The 15,500-nt window shown below is 70.3% G+C and carries 12 protein-coding genes; 8 read left to right on the top strand and 4 right to left on the bottom strand.

Annotation, left to right across the window (positions count from 1 at the left end; all coding sequences use genetic code 11):
• Positions 1–203: 203 nt before the first annotated feature.
• Together ACFXI3_RS13710 and eccD are read right to left on the bottom strand one after the other, a co-directional pair.
• Positions 204–1,859, bottom strand: coding sequence for a S8 family serine peptidase (locus ACFXI3_RS13710; protein WP_378399736.1), 1,656 nt, complete (start codon positions 1,857–1,859; stop codon positions 204–206).
• Between the two features lie 8 nt (positions 1,860–1,867).
• Positions 1,868–3,268, bottom strand: a complete 1,401-nt coding sequence (gene eccD, locus ACFXI3_RS13705) for a type VII secretion integral membrane protein EccD (RefSeq protein ID WP_344270256.1) — start codon at positions 3,266–3,268, stop codon at positions 1,868–1,870.
• A gap of 329 nt (positions 3,269–3,597) precedes the next feature.
• On the opposite strand from eccD, the gene eccCa reads away from it, so the two are divergent.
• The 5 genes from eccCa to ACFXI3_RS13680 all read left to right on the top strand — a co-directional run bounded on the left by eccCa (position 3,598) and on the right by ACFXI3_RS13680 (position 10,962).
• Positions 3,598–7,617, top strand: a complete 4,020-nt coding sequence (gene eccCa, locus ACFXI3_RS13700; protein WP_344270259.1) for a type VII secretion protein EccCa — start codon at positions 3,598–3,600, stop codon at positions 7,615–7,617.
• A gap of 43 nt (positions 7,618–7,660) precedes the next feature.
• Positions 7,661–9,676, top strand: coding sequence for a type VII secretion-associated protein (locus ACFXI3_RS13695; protein WP_378399735.1), 2,016 nt, complete (start codon positions 7,661–7,663; stop codon positions 9,674–9,676).
• A gap of 10 nt (positions 9,677–9,686) precedes the next feature.
• Positions 9,687–10,046 carry a hypothetical protein gene (locus ACFXI3_RS13690; protein ID WP_344270265.1) on the top strand — a complete coding sequence of 120 codons (360 nt, stop codon included), beginning with the start codon at positions 9,687–9,689 and terminating at the stop codon, positions 10,044–10,046.
• 241 nt (positions 10,047–10,287) lie between these two features.
• On the top strand, positions 10,288–10,608 hold the full coding sequence (locus tag ACFXI3_RS13685; protein WP_116202477.1) for a WXG100 family type VII secretion target: 321 nt from the start codon (positions 10,288–10,290) through the stop codon (positions 10,606–10,608).
• A gap of 63 nt (positions 10,609–10,671) precedes the next feature.
• Entirely contained in the window at positions 10,672–10,962 is a 291-nt protein-coding gene (locus ACFXI3_RS13680) for a WXG100 family type VII secretion target (RefSeq protein WP_116202478.1), read from the top strand.
• A gap of 111 nt (positions 10,963–11,073) precedes the next feature.
• Here the strand turns inward: ACFXI3_RS13680 and ACFXI3_RS13675 are convergent, their stop codons facing one another.
• The gene (locus ACFXI3_RS13675) at positions 11,074–11,751 is read right to left on the bottom strand and encodes a DUF4333 domain-containing protein (protein WP_378399734.1); all 678 of its coding nucleotides are present in this window, start codon (positions 11,749–11,751) and stop codon (positions 11,074–11,076) included.
• A 52-nt stretch (positions 11,752–11,803) separates the two neighbouring features.
• Positions 11,804–12,709 carry a hypothetical protein gene (locus ACFXI3_RS13670; RefSeq protein WP_378399733.1) on the bottom strand — a complete coding sequence of 302 codons (906 nt, stop codon included), beginning with the start codon at positions 12,707–12,709 and terminating at the stop codon, positions 11,804–11,806.
• Positions 12,710–12,963: 254 nt separating this feature from the next.
• Here ACFXI3_RS13670 and rplM point away from each other — a divergent pair, with 254 nt between their 5' ends.
• The 3 genes from rplM to glmM all read left to right on the top strand — a co-directional run bounded on the left by rplM (position 12,964) and on the right by glmM (position 15,460).
• The gene (rplM, locus tag ACFXI3_RS13665; RefSeq protein ID WP_009072361.1) at positions 12,964–13,416 is read left to right on the top strand and encodes a 50S ribosomal protein L13; all 453 of its coding nucleotides are present in this window, start codon (positions 12,964–12,966) and stop codon (positions 13,414–13,416) included.
• A gap of 11 nt (positions 13,417–13,427) precedes the next feature.
• On the top strand, positions 13,428–13,916 hold the full coding sequence (rpsI, locus tag ACFXI3_RS13660; RefSeq protein WP_037816243.1) for a 30S ribosomal protein S9: 489 nt from the start codon (positions 13,428–13,430) through the stop codon (positions 13,914–13,916).
• Between the two features lie 206 nt (positions 13,917–14,122).
• Positions 14,123–15,460 (top strand): phosphoglucosamine mutase, encoded by a 1,338-nt coding sequence (gene glmM, locus ACFXI3_RS13655; RefSeq protein ID WP_378399732.1) that lies wholly within the window; start codon positions 14,123–14,125, stop codon positions 15,458–15,460.
• Positions 15,461–15,500 lie beyond the last annotated feature (40 nt).

The raw sequence follows: 15,500 nt of genomic DNA, 5'->3' as shown, positions 1-15,500 counted from the left end.
TGCCCCCCCCGCCCCCGCCCGGGGGGGGCCGGGAGACGCCGGGCACCCCCCCAACCCCCTAAAACTCACCGGCCGCCCGCGGCCCCCCACCCCCCCCCCCCCCCCCCTTCTCCGGCCCCGGAACCGGGCGCTCTCCATTGTGGACAAAGAAAGGGCCGCTCCTCGCGATGATCGCGGGAAGCGGCCCTTTTCTCGTGCCTGAGTTATCGCGGAGGCGGCGCCCCGGACCGGTTCCGCCGGATTGTGTGCACCACGAACAGCGTGATCAGCAGTGCCGCCACGCCGCCGCCGGTGCCGGCGAGCGCGACGATCATCGGCGTCGAGCTGATGCCGTCGGCGGGCGGCAGCTTGGCCTCCTGCACCACCGGCTTCGGCAGCGCGAGGTTTCCGGTGTCGCCGGGCAGGTTCGCGGTGAGCGCGGCCACCGGGTCGATCACGCCGTAGCCGACGAAGTTGTCCCGCCCGCCCGGAGCGGCCGGGTGCTGCGCGGTCGCCTTGAGCCGCTTGACCACGTCGCGCGCGCTCAGGTTCGGGTACATCGAGCGGACCAGCGCGGCGACACCGGCCACGTACGGCGCGGCGAAGCTGGTGCCCTGGATCGGCGACGGGGAGCCGTTCGCGATGGTCAGGTTCGCCAGTCCGGTCGAGTGTTCCGCCGGGTCGAGCGACACGATCTTGGTGCCCGGCGCGGCGACGCCGACCCACGGGCCGTGCACGCTGAACGGCGCGATGCCGCCGTCCTCCTGGATGGCCCCGACGGACAGCACGTCGTCGGAGAACCACGGCGGAGTGACGACCGACTTCGGCTTGTTCGGGTCGGCCTGGTCGTTCTGCGGGCAGTTTTCCGAGACGTTGCCCGCGGCCGCGACGACCACGATGTCCTTCTCGGCCGCGTAGTGCACCGCGGCCTGGACGAGGCGCTCGCCCTCCTGGATGTCGCCGGGCGCGGTGCCCGCGCGGCAGTGGTCGACCGACATGTTGATCACGCCGATCCCGCCGCGGTCGGCAATGCCGCGGATGATCTGCGCGAGCGTGTTGAGCGTGCCCGCGGTGCCTTCCTTCGCCAGCTGCCGGTTGTCGCCCTTGTTGTCCTGCTGCGGCGCCGTCCCGCTTCCGCTGCCGGTGCCACCGCCCGAGGACGGGGGCAGCTGGCTGTTGCTGCTGCCTGCCGGAGGCTTCTGGTTGTCGCCGCTCGCCGGCGGCTGGCCGGTCCCGCTCGCCGGGGGAGACGCGGGCTGCTGCGGGCTGTCGTCCTTGGCGTAGTTCTCGCTCAGCTGCCGGTAGGACACGATGCGCGCGTCCGGGGCCACGCCGATGAAGCCGACCTTCGGGTCCTGCGGGTTGCCCGCGATGATGCCGGCGACCTCGGTGCCGTGGCCGTCGCAGTCCTGAAGTCCCGGGTCCGCGCCGTTGTCCGGCTTCGCCACGTAGTCCCCGCCGCTTTCCACCCGGCCCTGGAACCACGGATGCTGCGTGACGCCGGTGTCGATCACGGCGACCCGCTGGTCGCCCCCGACCGATCCCTTCGCCGCGCGGACGATCTCCTGCGCCTTCGACAACTGCAGGTAGTCCTGGCCCCACGGGCGGAAGTTGATCTCGACGTTCTGCCCGAGACTGCGCTGCACACAGTCGTTCTTCTTCTTGTACGTCTTGTCCGGCACGTGGCTGTCGGCGGGCGGCGCGTCGCCGGGACCCAGCGGCGGCGGGGTGGCCCAGGTGCCCGCGGGCGCGCTCGCCGACTGCGCCGACGCCGGAGCGGCGGCGAACGGAGACAGCAGTCCCAGCCCGGCCGCGAACAACGCCACCCCGGCGCGGCCGGGGAGGCCGAGCCTGCGGGGGAAGGAACGTGGGGAGCCCATCGCGCGGCTCACTTGAGGTTGAGGTGGCGCAGCGTCGAGTAGAGGTCCATCACGCCGAGAGCGAGCGGCAGCACCACGGCGATGCAGATCGCCTCGATGATCTCCACCGTGCGCCGCAGCGGCGGCGAGAAACGCTGGTCCGGGAAGACCACGCCGACCACGAGGGCGGCCGCGGCGATCAGGATCAGCGCACCGAAGACGTACAGCAGCCGCTGCTCGGCGGTGGCGGAGAAGAACAGCCAGCCGAGCAGGATGCCCGCCGCGGCGACCATGCCGGTGGTGAGCAGCGCGATGGCCTGCGCGCCGTTGGCGTAGGCACGGGCGCGCAACAGTAGGACCAGCGTCGCGACGACGCCGAGGATGACGCCGAAGACGTTCGGCGCGGTGGCCGCGAGGACCGCCGCGACCGCCGTGGTGGCGCCGCAGCCGATCATCAGGCCGGTCATGTAGTCGTGCGCGACCGCGGTGCGCTGCTCGATCGCCTTGTAGTCCGGGAAGCCGGTGTCTTCCTTCAGTTCTTCGGCGGTGCTCGGCACGTAGGGCAGCGGCAGCTTGGCGAGCCAGATGGTGGCGCGCGGCAGGAACGAGATGCAGCCCAGCGCGACGGCGACCGTGCCCGCGGCGACCGCCGAGGTGTCGGCGCTGGTCACGAGCGTCGCGATGAGGAAGGCGAGTGAGCCGAACACACCGGCGGTGGCGGTGGCGATGAACACCCGGATGCCCGCGCCGACCACGAGAATGCAGACCGCCGAGACGATCAGCACCAGCACCGCGCCGAGCAGAAGGTTTGCCCGGACGGACAGCCCCGGCACGATGTAGAACCCGCTCACGAAGGCCAGCGGCAGGCCGCCCGCGGAGGCGATCAGCACGCCGGTGGCCTCGGCCTGGTAGGCCTTGGCGAGCGTGGCGCCGACCGCGACGCAGGCGATCGCGCCGAGGCCGCCGGCGATCGCCGGGCCGAGCGAGGAACCGCCGTAGAGGGAACCGCTGAAGAACAGCGCGAGCGCGGAGAAGAACAGGGCGAGCCCGCCCGCGACGTGGCCGAAGCGGCGCGCGGTCTCCTTCGTCCACGGACGGAAGGTGTCCGGATCGGACTCCGCGATGGCGTCGACCACGTCGTCGTACATCGGCGGCGGCGGGTTCTCGTTCCGCTTGCGCAGCTGCAGCAGCTCGCCGTCGACCACGCCGAGGGACGCGAGCGTCCGGCTCGGGTCGAGCGGCGCGTCGCCGAGCTTGGCCAGCGCCCACCCGCCGTGCCGGGCCCCGCCGTCCGGAGTGACCTCCTTGGCCATCTCCAGAAGCATGGGCAGCAGGTCGGCCACCGCCACGTCGGCCGGAAGCGCGACGTCGATGCGTGTCGTCGGTGCGACCACCGTGACCCTGCTGAATACCGTCGTGCCCGTTGCCACTAGATCCCCCGCTCTGAAAAGACAGCTCCCGGGGGAACTTATACCGAACCTGGTGACAGGTTTCAGCGCGTGTCCGCAAATCGTCGGCGAAAATACCCGTACCGGCCCGGTTAGACCAGACCGACCAGCGGGTTCCTCCGCCTGGTCCGTTGACTGTCGGTGGTGGTCCCTACACTCGGGCGCACTGGGAGGACGGGCCCCGCCGGGGGTCCGCGGAGGGGGTGCGAGATGCCGATCCGGGAGTTGGCCGGATTTCCGGGGCGACGTTCGATAGGTTGTCCCGCGCACCCGGGTGCAGGCGTCGAGCAGGAATAGAGGGGTCCTTCGAGATGAGCACGCTGCAGTTCAAGAAGTCGCCGCGGCTGGCCGCGCCGCGCCCGCCCGGCGGCGAGGTGCATCTCGAGCCGCCGCCCGAGGTGCCCCGCACGATCCCGGGAAGCATTGTCGCCAAGGCGATTCCGGGCGTGATGATCTTCGCGTCGCTCGGGATGATGGTTTTCATGTTCACGGCGGGCGGCGCGAAAAACCCGACCACGATCATGATGAGCGGCATGATGCTGATGGGCACCGTCGGCATGCTCGCGGGCGGCGGCGGCAAGGGCGGCGGCCAGAAGAAGGCCGAGATGGACGAGGACCGCAAGGACTACCTGCGGTACCTCGGCCAGATGCGCGACCGCGCCCGCGAGGCGATGGTCGACCAGCGCGCCGCCCTCGAATGGGTGCACCCGGACCCGCAGTCGCTGTGGTCGCTCGCGGCCAGCCGCCGGATGTGGGAGCGCAGGCAGAACGACCAGGACTTCCTGCACCTGCGCGTCGGCCGCAGCTCGCACCGCCTCGCCACCCGGCTGGTCCCGCCCCAGACCGGCCCGGTGGACGAACTGGAGCCGATCGCCACCCTCGCGCTGCGCCGGTTCGTGCGCGCGCACTCGATCGTGCCGGACCTGCCCACCCAGATCACCCTCCGCGGGTTCGCCGCGGTCAGCATGCAGGGCGAGCGGAGCCGCACCCGCGCGCTGACCCGCGCGATGCTGGCCCAGCTGGTCGCCTTCCACAGCCCGGACGACGTGATGATCGCGGTCGCCACCGCGGGCCGGGCGAAGGAGGAGTGGGAGTGGGCGAAGTGGCTCCCGCACACCCAGCACCCCACGCTGTCCGACGGCATCGGCCAGCTGCGCATGATGGCTGGCTCGCTCAAGCAGATCGAAGACTGGCTGGACGAGGAGCTGCGCGACCGGCAGCGGTTCTCCCGCAACGCGACGCCCGCCCCGGACCAGCCGCATGTCGTGATCATCGTGGACGACGCCGAGGTCACCCGCGAGGAGCAGATCATCCTCGAGGAGGGCCTGGTCGGCGTCACCCTGGTCGACCTTTCCGATTCGGTCGGCAACCTCGCCGCCCGGCGCGGCCTGCGGCTCGTGGTCGAGGAAGACCGGCTCGGCGCGCGCAGCGCGGGCGGCGTCGAGTGGTTCGGCCGCCCGGACTCGCTGTCGGTGGTCGAGGTCGAGGCGCTCGCCCGGCTCCTCGCGCCGTACCGCGTCGGCGGGGGCGGCGGGCAGGACGTCAGCGAGGAAGAGCCGCTGCTGTCCAACCCCTCGCTGCTGGAACTGCTCAGCATCCCCGGCGACCCGATGACGTTCGACGTCCAGCAGGCGTGGCGGCCCCGGCCGATCCGCGACCGCTACCGCGTCCCGTTCGGAGTCGGCGAGTACGGCCAGCCGGTGGAGCTGGACATCAAGGAAGCCGCTGCAGAGGGCATGGGCCCGCACGGCCTGTGCATCGGCGCGACCGGTTCCGGCAAGTCGGAGTTCCTCCGCACGCTGGTGCTGGGCATGCTGGCCACGCACTCGTCGAGCACGCTCAACTTCGTCCTCGTCGACTTCAAGGGCGGCGCGACGTTCCTGGGCCTGGACAAGGCCCCGCACGTGTCCGCGGTCATCACCAACCTCGCGGACGAGGTCACGCTGGTCGACCGCATGAAGGACGCGCTGGCCGGCGAGATGAACCGCCGCCAGGAAGCGCTGAAGAACGGCGGCAACTTCAAGAACGTCTGGGAGTACGAGAAGGCCCGCGAAAACGGCGCCGACCTCGACCCCCTGCCCGCGCTGTTCATCGTCTGCGACGAGTTCTCCGAACTGCTGGCCGCGAAGCCGGACTTCATCGACCTGTTCGTCGCCATCGGCCGGCTGGGCCGGTCGCTGCAGATGCACATGCTGCTGGCGTCGCAGCGGCTGGAAGAGGGCAAGCTGCGCGGTCTCGACTCGCACCTGTCCTACCGGATCGGCCTGAAGACGTTCTCCGCGGCGGAATCCCGCGCGGCGATCGGCGTGCCGGACGCGTTCGAACTGCCGTCGGTCCCCGGTGGCGGTTACCTGAAGTACGACACCTCGACCCTGGTGCGGTTCAAGGCTTCCTACGTCTCGGGTCCGTACCGGCCCGCGGGCATCAAGGCGGCCGGCCCGGCCGCCACGGTGGTGCGCGCCGACAAGCGGCCGCAGCTGTTCGTGCCGGACTTCGTGGAGCTGCCGAAGGAACCCGAGCCGGAACCGGTCGTCGAGGAGCAGGAAGCACCGAAGAAGCCGGAGTCCGAAGAGGCCGTCGAGCCCAGCGAGCTGGACGTCATCGTCAGCCGCTTGATCGGGCAGGGCCCGCCGGCGCACGAGGTGTGGCTGCCGCCGTTGAACGAGCCGAACTCGCTCGACACGATGCTGCCGAACCTCAACCCCACCGACGACCGCGGCTTGTCCCCGGTCGGCTTCTTCGGCAACGGCAGGCTGCAGGTGCCGATGGGCATCGTCGACCGGCCGTACGAGCAGCGGCGCGACTTCCTGTGGGCGGACTTCGCCGGTGCGCAGGGCCACGGCGTCATCGCGGGCGGCCCGCAGTCGGGCAAGTCGACCATGCTCCGGACGCTGATCATGTCGATGGCGCTCACCCACACCCCCGAGGAAGCGCAGTTCTACTGCCTCGACCTCGGTGGCGGTACCCTCGCCGGCCTCGCGGACCTTCCGCACGTCGGCGGCGTCGCGGTGGCCCGGCGCGAGCCGGACAAGGCCCGCCGGATCGTGGCCGAGCTGACCACGCTGCTGACCGAGCGCGAAGGCCGGTTCGGGGCGCTGGGCGTCGACTCGATGACGGAGTTCCGCAACCGGAAGCGCCGCGGCGAGATCACGCCGGAGCAGGACCCGTTCGGCGACGCGTTCCTGATCGTGGACAACTGGCGGGCGCTGCGCGACGACTTCGAGGAGCTGGAGACGTCGATCACCCGGCTGGCCACGCAGGGTCTCGCCTACGGCGTGCACGTCATCATCTCGGCGAACCGGTGGGCCGACCTCCGGCCGGCGATCAAGGACATGCTCGGCACGCGGTTCGAGCTGCGTCTGGGTGACCCGACGGAGTCCGAAATGGACCGCCGGATCGCGGTCAACGTGCCTGCCGGGCGGCCGGGCCGCGGGCTGACCCGCGACAAGCTGCACCTGCTCACCGGCCTGCCGCGGATCGACGGGTCGAGCGACCCGGAGACAGTCGCGGCGGGCGTCGCGGACGCGGTCGCGAAGATCCGCGGGGCGTGGCGCGGCCGGGTGGCCCCGCAGGTGCGCCTGCTGCCGGAGATGATCACCTACGAAGAGGTCCTGCAGATCGACCAGAAGCGGGACACGAAACTGGTCCCGATCGGCGTCAACGAGGAAGACCTGCAGCCGATCTACCTGGACTTCGACGCGGATCCGCACTTCTTCGCGTTCGCCGACGGCGAGTCCGGCAAGACGAACCTGCTGCGGCAGATCGCGCGCGGCATCACCGAGCGCTACACGCCGCAGGAGGCCGTGATCCTGCTGGTCGACTACCGGCGCACGATGCTCGGGTTCCTCGAGGGCGATTCGCTGCTCGGCTACGCCGTTTCCTCGGCGCAGCTGGACAGCATGGTCCAGGACGTGCACGGGTCGATGACGCGGCGGCTGCCGGGTCCGGACGTCACGCAGGAACAGCTGAAGACCCGGTCCTGGTGGACCGGTCCGGAGCTGTTCGTGATCGTCGACGACTACGACCTGGTGGCGACGCAGTCCACGAACCCGCTCAAGCCGCTATCGGAGTTCCTCGCCCAGGCGAAGGACGTCGGCCTGCACCTGATCGTGGTCCGGCGCACCGGTGGTGCGTCGCGGGCGGCGTACGACCCGGTCATCGGCAAGCTCAAGGAACTCGCCGCCACCGGCATGGTGATGAACGGTTCCCGCGACGAGGGCGTGCTGATCGGCAACATCCGGCCGAGCGCCATGCCGCCGGGCCGGGGCAACATGCTGAGCCGCAAGAACGGGAAGCAGCTCGTGCAGGTGTCGTGGATCCAGCCGGACTGACCGGCCGGAGAGGAGCCGGCGCGCCTGACCGAAGGGGTGCCCGGTGACGGTGCGGGTCGCGATCGACTTCGGGACCTCGAGCACCTGTGTCGTCGTGTCGGTCAACGGTCGCGAACCGCAGGTCGTGGTGATCGACGGGCAGCCGCTGATGTCCTCGGCGGTGTACGCGGCGTCCGACGGCACCCTGTTCGTCGGCCAGGAGGCCGAGCGGCAGGCGGCCGTCGACCCGTCGCGCTACGAGCCGAATCCGAAGCGGCGGATCGACGAGGGCGACCTGCTGCTCGGCGATTCGGTGCTGCGGGTCATCGACGTCGTGCACGCGGTGCTGGACCGGGCGGTCGCCGAGGCGCGGCGCGTCGCGGGCGACGCCGAGGTGGATCTGCTGGTGCTCACCCACCCGGCGGACTGGGGCGCGATCCGCACCCGGCTGCTGCGCCAGGCCGCGGGACGGCTGGCGCGCGAGGTGGCGCTGGTGCCGGAACCGGTGGCCGCGGCGGTGTACCACGCGGCCACCTTCGCCCCGGAAGCTTCGCCGGGCGGCCGGACGGTCGAGTTCTCCGGCCGTCCTGGCGACGCGCTGGCGGTGCTTGATCTCGGCGGCGGCACGGTCGACGTCAGCGTTGTCCAGCGGTCGCCGGAGGCCGCGCGCGCGGCGCGAGTGCCGGGCGCGCCGCCGCAGCGGGGCGGGTTCCAGGTGCTGGCCACGCGAGGCGACCCGAGTTTCGGCGGGGCCGACATCGACCAGGCGTTGCTGGAGCACGTCGGGTCGCTCGTGTCCGGCACGGATCCGCAGGCGTGGCAGCAGCTGGTCGAGGGTCGCGAGCTGGCTGAGCGGCGGCGACGCCGGGTGCTGCGCCAGGACGTCCGCGGCGCGAAAGAGACGTTGTCCCGGCACACGTACACCGACGTCCCGTTGCCGCCGCCGTTCGCGGACGCGCACGTGACGCGAGTGGACCTGGAACGGCTGATCGGGGCTCCGCTCGGCCGGGTGGTCGAGCTGACCAGCGGCGCGATCGCCGACTCCGGCCTGCGCCCGAAGCAGCTCGCGGCGATCTTCCTCGTCGGCGGTTCGAGCCGGATCCCGATGATCTCCCGGCTGGTGCACGAGCGCACCGGCGTGGTGCCGACGAGCCTCGACCAGCCGGAGACGGTCGTCGCGCGCGGCGCGCTCCGGGCGGTGCTGCTGGAACCGGACCGCACCGGCGTGCTGCCCGGTTCGTCGATCCCGGGGCAGGCCGACCACCGCACCGAGATCGTCCGCGGGGACGCGCCGACCCGGCGCGTGCCGCCGGTGCCGAACGCGCTGAACGCGCCGCCGCGAAACGCTCCGGTGCCGCCTCGCGGGTTCTCGCCAGCCGATCCGGCGAGGGGGCCGCAAAGCGCGCCGTTCGGCGCCGTAGCGCCCCCGAGTCCACTGCGGACTGGGCCGGGCAAGAACGCGTTGGGACAGAACGGTTCCGGGAACGGGGCGTTCGGCGCTCCCGGCGCGGAGGCGGCGAGCGGCTCCGGCGGCAAGGCGAAGAAACGCCGCCGGCTGTGGCTGATCACCGCGGCGGTGGCGGTCGTGGCGCTGATCGCGGGCGGAATCGTGTACTTCGTCAGCCGCGGGGACAGCTCCGAGCAAGGCCGCTCGTTCTCCCAATACGATTTCAGCCTCGTCGCGCCGAACGACTGGGTCCAAACCACCGACGAGGTCGCGGACCGGCAGGTGATCCTGCACCCGCAGGACGCCGAGCGAGGCAATGATCTCGTGCTCGCGCAGGAGTTCGTCATGGACTACGACGCGACGGCGGACCGGCAGAAACTCGTCGATGCTTTGCAATCCGGCGTGACGGGAAACGCGAACTACACTGCGTTCCGCTCCGATCTGACTTACGGTGGCCGGAGCGTGATCGGCTACGTCGAGAGCAAACCGGAACGGATTACCGTCCGCTGGTATGTGCTCGTGCAGGGCCGGATCCGGGTGCACGTCGGCTGCCAGTACCAATCGCCGGCGGTGCAGCAGCGCGTCGACGCCGCGTGCGAGCAGGTGGTGCGCACGTTGAAGATCACCAGCTGAAGGAGCACTCGTGGCCTCCGAACCGGAATCCGCGCCAGCGGCATTCACCCGAGCAGGCCAGGACGCAGTCACTTTCTCGCGCCGCGTCGCGGGCACCGCGCTCGCGCGCAGCGAACGGCGCCGCGGCGAAAACCGGGAACTGCTGAAAGAGTTCGGCAGGCGGCGGCTTTCCGGAGCCGCGGAGCCCGCGCCGTCCGCGTTGCGCGGTGCCGCCCGCCGGTTCCGCGCGGCCCGCGGATTGCCGATGCCGGTCGAACCCGCCGCTCCCGAGCCGGTTCCCGTTCGTCCCAAGATTTCGCCCGAACAGACACGGACGAGTGAAGAGGACGAGGACTTTTCGCAGTCGCGAATCATGAGCCGGGACTCCTGAAATATTCCAGGAACCGGCTGTGCGTGTGCTAACCACGCTGGTGGACAAGGTTTTTTCGGAAGCGCGCGGAGACCGTTCACCCGGCCGTTGCCGGACGGTTCCCTGATCCGGCGTTCACGCAAGCAACTACTTGAGAAGAAGTCGCGACAAGTGTGAACCGAACTGGCAATGTCTTCGTCGTAGGTGCAGTGCCGGAAACACCAGCCGGCGCGCACAACCACTCACGAAGGGGGTAGCTCCCATGGCTGGCGGCTTCACTGGGGATCCGAAGGAATTCACTCAGGCTGAGGGGCGCGTTGTCGACGCGACCGGCCGGATGAACAAGAACCTGGGCGACCTGCGCTCCAACATCGAGGCGACCCGCGCGGGCTGGGAAGGCGACGCGCAGCGTGCCTTCGACAACGTCATGCGCCGCTTCGACGACTGCGGTCGTGGCCTCAACGACGCTCTGCACCGCATCGGCACCCTGCTTCAGGAAGGTGGCTCGATGTACGCCAAGAGCGAGGCGGCGCAGCACGAGCACATCAACTCGCTCAACAAGGGCTTCGGCGTTCTTGGCTGATCGGGAACTTCCCCGTTCGGATTCGCCTTCATTCTTCATTCATTCTTCTGACAGGAGCTTGACATGCCTGACGGCCGTATTGTTGTAGACCCGGGTACGATCCACCGCGCCGCGGAGGACTGCACCGCCACCGGTAGCGAGCTGAAGAGCCTCTTCGACAACCTGAAGAGCGACCTCAACCCGCTGACCCACAGCTGGAGCGGTGAAGCGAAGGACCAGTACATCCAGGCCCAGAACGAGTGGGACCAGAAGTTCGACGAGTTCACCCAGCTTCTGGCGCAGATCGCCGCCGTGCTGCCGCAGATCGCGGACGGCTACCAGGCGACGGACCGCTCGGTGCAGAACCTGTTCTGAGCCACGCTCCGAAACCACGGCGGGCCAGGCACCTTCGGGTGCCGGCCCGCCGTTTTCGTGTGCGGGAAACGCGGCAGGGCCGCGTGGCTCACCGACTTCTGCGGAGAAACCTCAGTGCGGGGCGCCGACGGAGTATTCCGGCTTGTCGTTGAGCACCCGCACGGTCACCTTCTTCGGCTGCCCGCCGACCTGCACCGTGCAGTCGAACGTGGTGCCGTTCTCGATCGTCCGCCCCGACGGGCACGCGACGTTCTTGACGTCCGGCTCGCCGTAGTTCTCGTTGAGCACCTTGGAAACGCCGTCCTGCAACGACTTCTGGTCCAGAGTGTCTCCGGAGAACACCCCGGTCGCCCACGAGATCCCGGCCGCGGCGGCCAGCGCCACGACGACCGCGCCGCCGATCAGGAACGGCTTCTTCGAGCGCGGTTTTCCTGGCTTGGCCGAGGAAAACGCGCCGAGGCCGCCGTACTCGGACGGCTGGAACCCGCCGCCGTAAGGGTTTCCGGACGGCGGCTGTCCCGGCTGGCCTTGCTGAACCGGAGTCGGCTGGCTCTGGGGCTGCCCAGGCCCGCCGTACGGCTGTGCCTGCTGGCCGTACGGCTGCGCCGGATAACCCTGCTGCGGATACTGCGCGGGCGGAAACTGTTGCTGCGCCGGAGGTTGCGCCCACTGGCCGCCTTGCCGGCCGGAACTGTCCACTTCGGACGGGTAACCCGGCTGCGGCGCGTTGGTCCCCGGCTGCCACCACTGCGGCTGCCCTTGCGGCTGCTGGTCGGGAGGCTGGGTCATCGGTGCTCACCTCGGGGTTCGATGGACGCGGGAGCCGGCGGGAGAGTGCGCATCAACGCCCCTGCAGTTCGCCGAGCCTGCGGTAGAAGTCCTGTTTGGCCGCGTCGTCCGCGAGCGCGGTGACCTGCGAGGCGTCCGGAATCGTCGGCAGGTCCGAGGCGGTCGCCTCGCCGGTGAACTTGAAGTCGTAGCGCAGTTCGACCTTGTGCCCGTCGCCCTCGAACTTGGCCGCCATCGTGAACTCGGCGAGCGAACCGTCCGGCTTGAGCGTGATCGTGCTCGGCACGACGGCCTTGCGCAGTTCCGGGCCGACCTCGTTGACCACCTTGTCCGGGAGCAGTTCGACGCGCCGGTCGAGGAAGATCGAGAACGGCACGTTCACGGTCAGCTGCTCAGTGCCGTCCGCGGAGCTCTTCGCGCCGCGCAGCGCTTTCTTGTCCGCCTTGTACGAGCTGTCGACCGAGTCGCCCATCTTGCACGCGATCTGCACCCCGCCCCACGCGCACGGCTGCACGAGCCCGGCCTCCGGCTTGGGCATCGAGACCCACGGAGTCGGCGCGAGCGATTTGTAGGCCGGGCCGAGGTAGAGGTACTCGACGGTGCCGTCGGCCGGGGTGAACGAGTCGAGGAACTCGTTGGGGTTCTTCTGCGACCGGTTGTGCACGATGCGGCTCTCCGGGCTGCCGGTGCGCGCGGAGGTGACGATGTTGTGCAGGTACTTGTCGTCGAACTTGAAGTACCGGTCCGCCGAGTTCGTCACGTTGCGCGGGTCGACGATCGTGTCCCCGAGCTTCGCCATGGCCTTCTCGAACTTCGCGCCGACGTACGCGGCGGCCTGGTCGCCGTCGGGCAGCGCGGTGCCGGCGCGGGCCTGCCCGCACGCGGTCGCGAGCGCCAGCACGGCACCGACGGCCGCGGTCGTCCGTACGGCTGCGGCCGTCCTCGCTCGTGTCTTCAACTGCCGTCCCCAGGTGCTCGCTCGTGCTCGCGCGGATGCGCGAGCGAATCGTCTCACCTCGAGCGGACGCGCGCGGCGGCGTGGTGGTTCCGGGAACCGGTCGGGTAGGCTGTGAACCGGCCGACGAGGCGTCTTCGCACCCCCGCTGCACAACAGGCGGGACCACAGGGGTATCTTCATATGTCGTTGTGCGTTGCGGCGCGTCAGCGCTCGGCCCGCACATTACCCACACGCAATGACGACGAGGTAGACCCTTGCCCACGTACAGCCCCAAGCCCGGCGACGTCACTCGTGCCTGGCACGTGATCGACGCCGAGGATGTCGTGCTCGGACGGCTCGCGACCGAGGTCGCCACGCTGCTGCGCGGCAAGCACAAGCCGACCTACGCCCCGCACGTGGACACCGGTGACTTCGTCATCATCGTCAACGCCGAGAAGGTCGCTCTCACCGGTAACAAGCGCGAGCAGAAGTTCGCGTACCGGCACAGCGGTTACCCCGGCGGTCTGCGGAAGCGCTCCTTCGGCGAGCTGCTCGACACCAAGCCCGAGCACCTCGTGGAGAAGGTGGTCAAGGGCATGCTGCCGAAGAACAAGCTCGGCCGCGCCATGGCCAAGAAGCTGAAGGTGTACGCCGGCCCGCAGCACCCGCACGCCGCGCAGCAGCCGCAGGCGCGCGAGATCACCAAGATCGCGCAGGTCGCGCAGTGAGTGAGGAACAGTTGACCAGCACCGAGACCGAGGTCGTCGCTTCGACCGAGACCCCCGCCGAGGCCGTGGCGACCAGCGAGTCCGCCGCCGCCCCGCGCCCGTCGCGTGCCGCCGGTGGCAACGCGCAGACGGTCGGCCGCCGCAAGGAGGCCGTGGTCCGCGTCCGCGTCGTGCCGGGTACCGGTGAGTTCAAGCTCAACGGCAAGTCCCTTGAGCAGTACTTCCCGAACAAGGTGCACCAGCAGCTCATCAAGGAGCCGCTCGTCACCGTCGAGAAGCCGGACTCCTTCGACATCTTCGCCAACCTCAAGGGCGGCGGGATCTCGGGCCAGGCCGGCGCGCTGCGTCTCGCCATCGCCCGTGCGCTGGTCGAGGTCGACGCCGACGACCGCCCGGCCCTGAAGAAGGCCGGCTTCCTGACCCGTGACGCGCGCGCCACGGAGCGGAAGAAGTACGGCCTCAAGAAGGCCCGTAAGGCCCCGCAGTACTCCAAGCGCTGATTTTCAGCACTCTGGCGCAACCCCGGAAGCGCCCATCCGTCCATCGGATGGGCGCTTCCGGCGTTTTCCGGGCCTGGTGATGCGTTCTTCGCCACTGGCACGACTGTCTTGGGGTAGGGCAGGGGATCACCCCTGCCGGGCCCGGCGCTAGGTTTGTCGAGGCCCGGCGCGCCCCGAGGCCGGTGAATCAAGACAAGGAGGTCGAGATGGCTCGACTGTTCGGCACCGACGGGGTTCGCGGTCTGGCCAATGCCGACCTGTCCCCGGAACTGGCCCTGTCGGTCGCGGCGAGCGCCGCCCGAGTGCTGGCGGCGCACGACCGTTCGCACCGCCCGGTGGCCGTGGTCGGCCGCGACCCGCGCGCCAGCGGCGAGATGCTGGAGGCCGCCGTGGTGGCGGGCCTCGCCTCGGCCGGTGCGGACGTCCTGCGGCTCGGCGTGCTCCCGACTCCCGCTGTCGCCTACCTCGTGGGCGCGCTCGAAGCGGACCTCGGCGTGATGATCTCCGCCTCGCACAACCCCATGCCGGACAACGGCATCAAGCTCTTCGCTGCCGGCGGGCACAAACTGCCGGACAGCATCGAGGACGAGATCGAATCCGGCCTCGACGCGACCGGCCTCACCCGCCCGACCGGCGACGGCGTCGGCCGCGTGACCGACGTCCCGGACGCACTCGACAAGTACATCGAGCACCTGCTCGCCGCGACGCCGCATCCGCTGACCGGCCTGAAGGTCGTGGTGGACTGCGCGAACGGCGCGTCGTCCGCGGCCGCGCCCGAGGCGTACCGCCGGGCCGGCGCCGAGGTCGTGGCCCTGCACGCGGAGCCGGACGGCCTCAACATCAACGACAGCTGTGGCTCGAACCACCCCGATCTGCTGCGCGCGGCGGTCGTCGAACACGGTGCCGACCTCGGCATCGGCCACGACGGAGACGCGGATCGCTGCGTGGCCGTCGACGCCGCCGGCGAACTGGTGGACGGCGACCAGATCATGGCGGTCCTGGCGCTGGCGCTGGCCGAAGAGGGCGCGCTGGTGAAGGACACCCTGGTCGCGACCGTGATGAGCAACCTCGGCCTGCACCTGGCGATGAAGGCACACGGCATCACGGTCGTCACGACTGCGGTGGGTGACCGCTACGTGCTGGAGGAACTGCGCGCGTCCGGCCTGGCCCTCGGCGGCGAACAGTCCGGCCACGTGGTCCTCCCCGCCCACGCCACCACCGGCGACGGCCTGCTCACGGCGATGCGCCTGATGGCCCGGATGGCCGCGACGGGCAAACCGCTGGCAGAACTGTCCGCGGTGATGAACCGACTGCCGCAGGTGCTGGTCAACGTCCCGGTGGCGGACAAGGCAGCGGTCGCCGGGTCCGCCGAAGTCCGCGACGCGGTGGGCGAGGTCGAAGCCGAACTCGGCGAGGAAGGCCGGGTCCTGCTGCGCCCGTCCGGAACCGAGCAACTGGTGCGGGTGATGGTGGAAGCCCCCGCCCACGACACGGCCCAGGCCGCGGCGGACCGGCTGGCTGGGGTCGTGTCCGCGGTCTCCTGACCGAAATATGGTGAATACTCTGCGCCACCAGTGATCCGGC

The organism is Amycolatopsis sp. NPDC059235, assembly GCF_042754125.1.
GTDB lineage: Bacteria > Actinomycetota > Actinomycetes > Mycobacteriales > Pseudonocardiaceae > Amycolatopsis > Amycolatopsis albidoflava.
The sequence above is the reverse complement of the archived record's forward strand: the minus strand, read 5'-3'. Positions and strand labels throughout refer to the sequence as shown.

Coding starts and splice junctions, on each gene's coding strand:
- ACFXI3_RS13685 (WP_116202477.1), top strand. CDS start 10,288: ATGGCTGGCGGCTTCACTGGGGATCCGAAGGAATTCACTCAGGCTGAG.
- ACFXI3_RS13710 (WP_378399736.1), bottom strand. CDS start 1,859: ATGGGCTCCCCACGTTCCTTCCCCCGCAGGCTCGGCCTCCCCGGCCGC.
- eccCa (WP_344270259.1), top strand. CDS start 3,598: ATGAGCACGCTGCAGTTCAAGAAGTCGCCGCGGCTGGCCGCGCCGCGC.
- glmM (WP_378399732.1), top strand. CDS start 14,123: ATGGCTCGACTGTTCGGCACCGACGGGGTTCGCGGTCTGGCCAATGCC.
- ACFXI3_RS13675 (WP_378399734.1), bottom strand. CDS start 11,751: ATGACCCAGCCTCCCGACCAGCAGCCGCAAGGGCAGCCGCAGTGGTGG.
- ACFXI3_RS13680 (WP_116202478.1), top strand. CDS start 10,672: ATGCCTGACGGCCGTATTGTTGTAGACCCGGGTACGATCCACCGCGCC.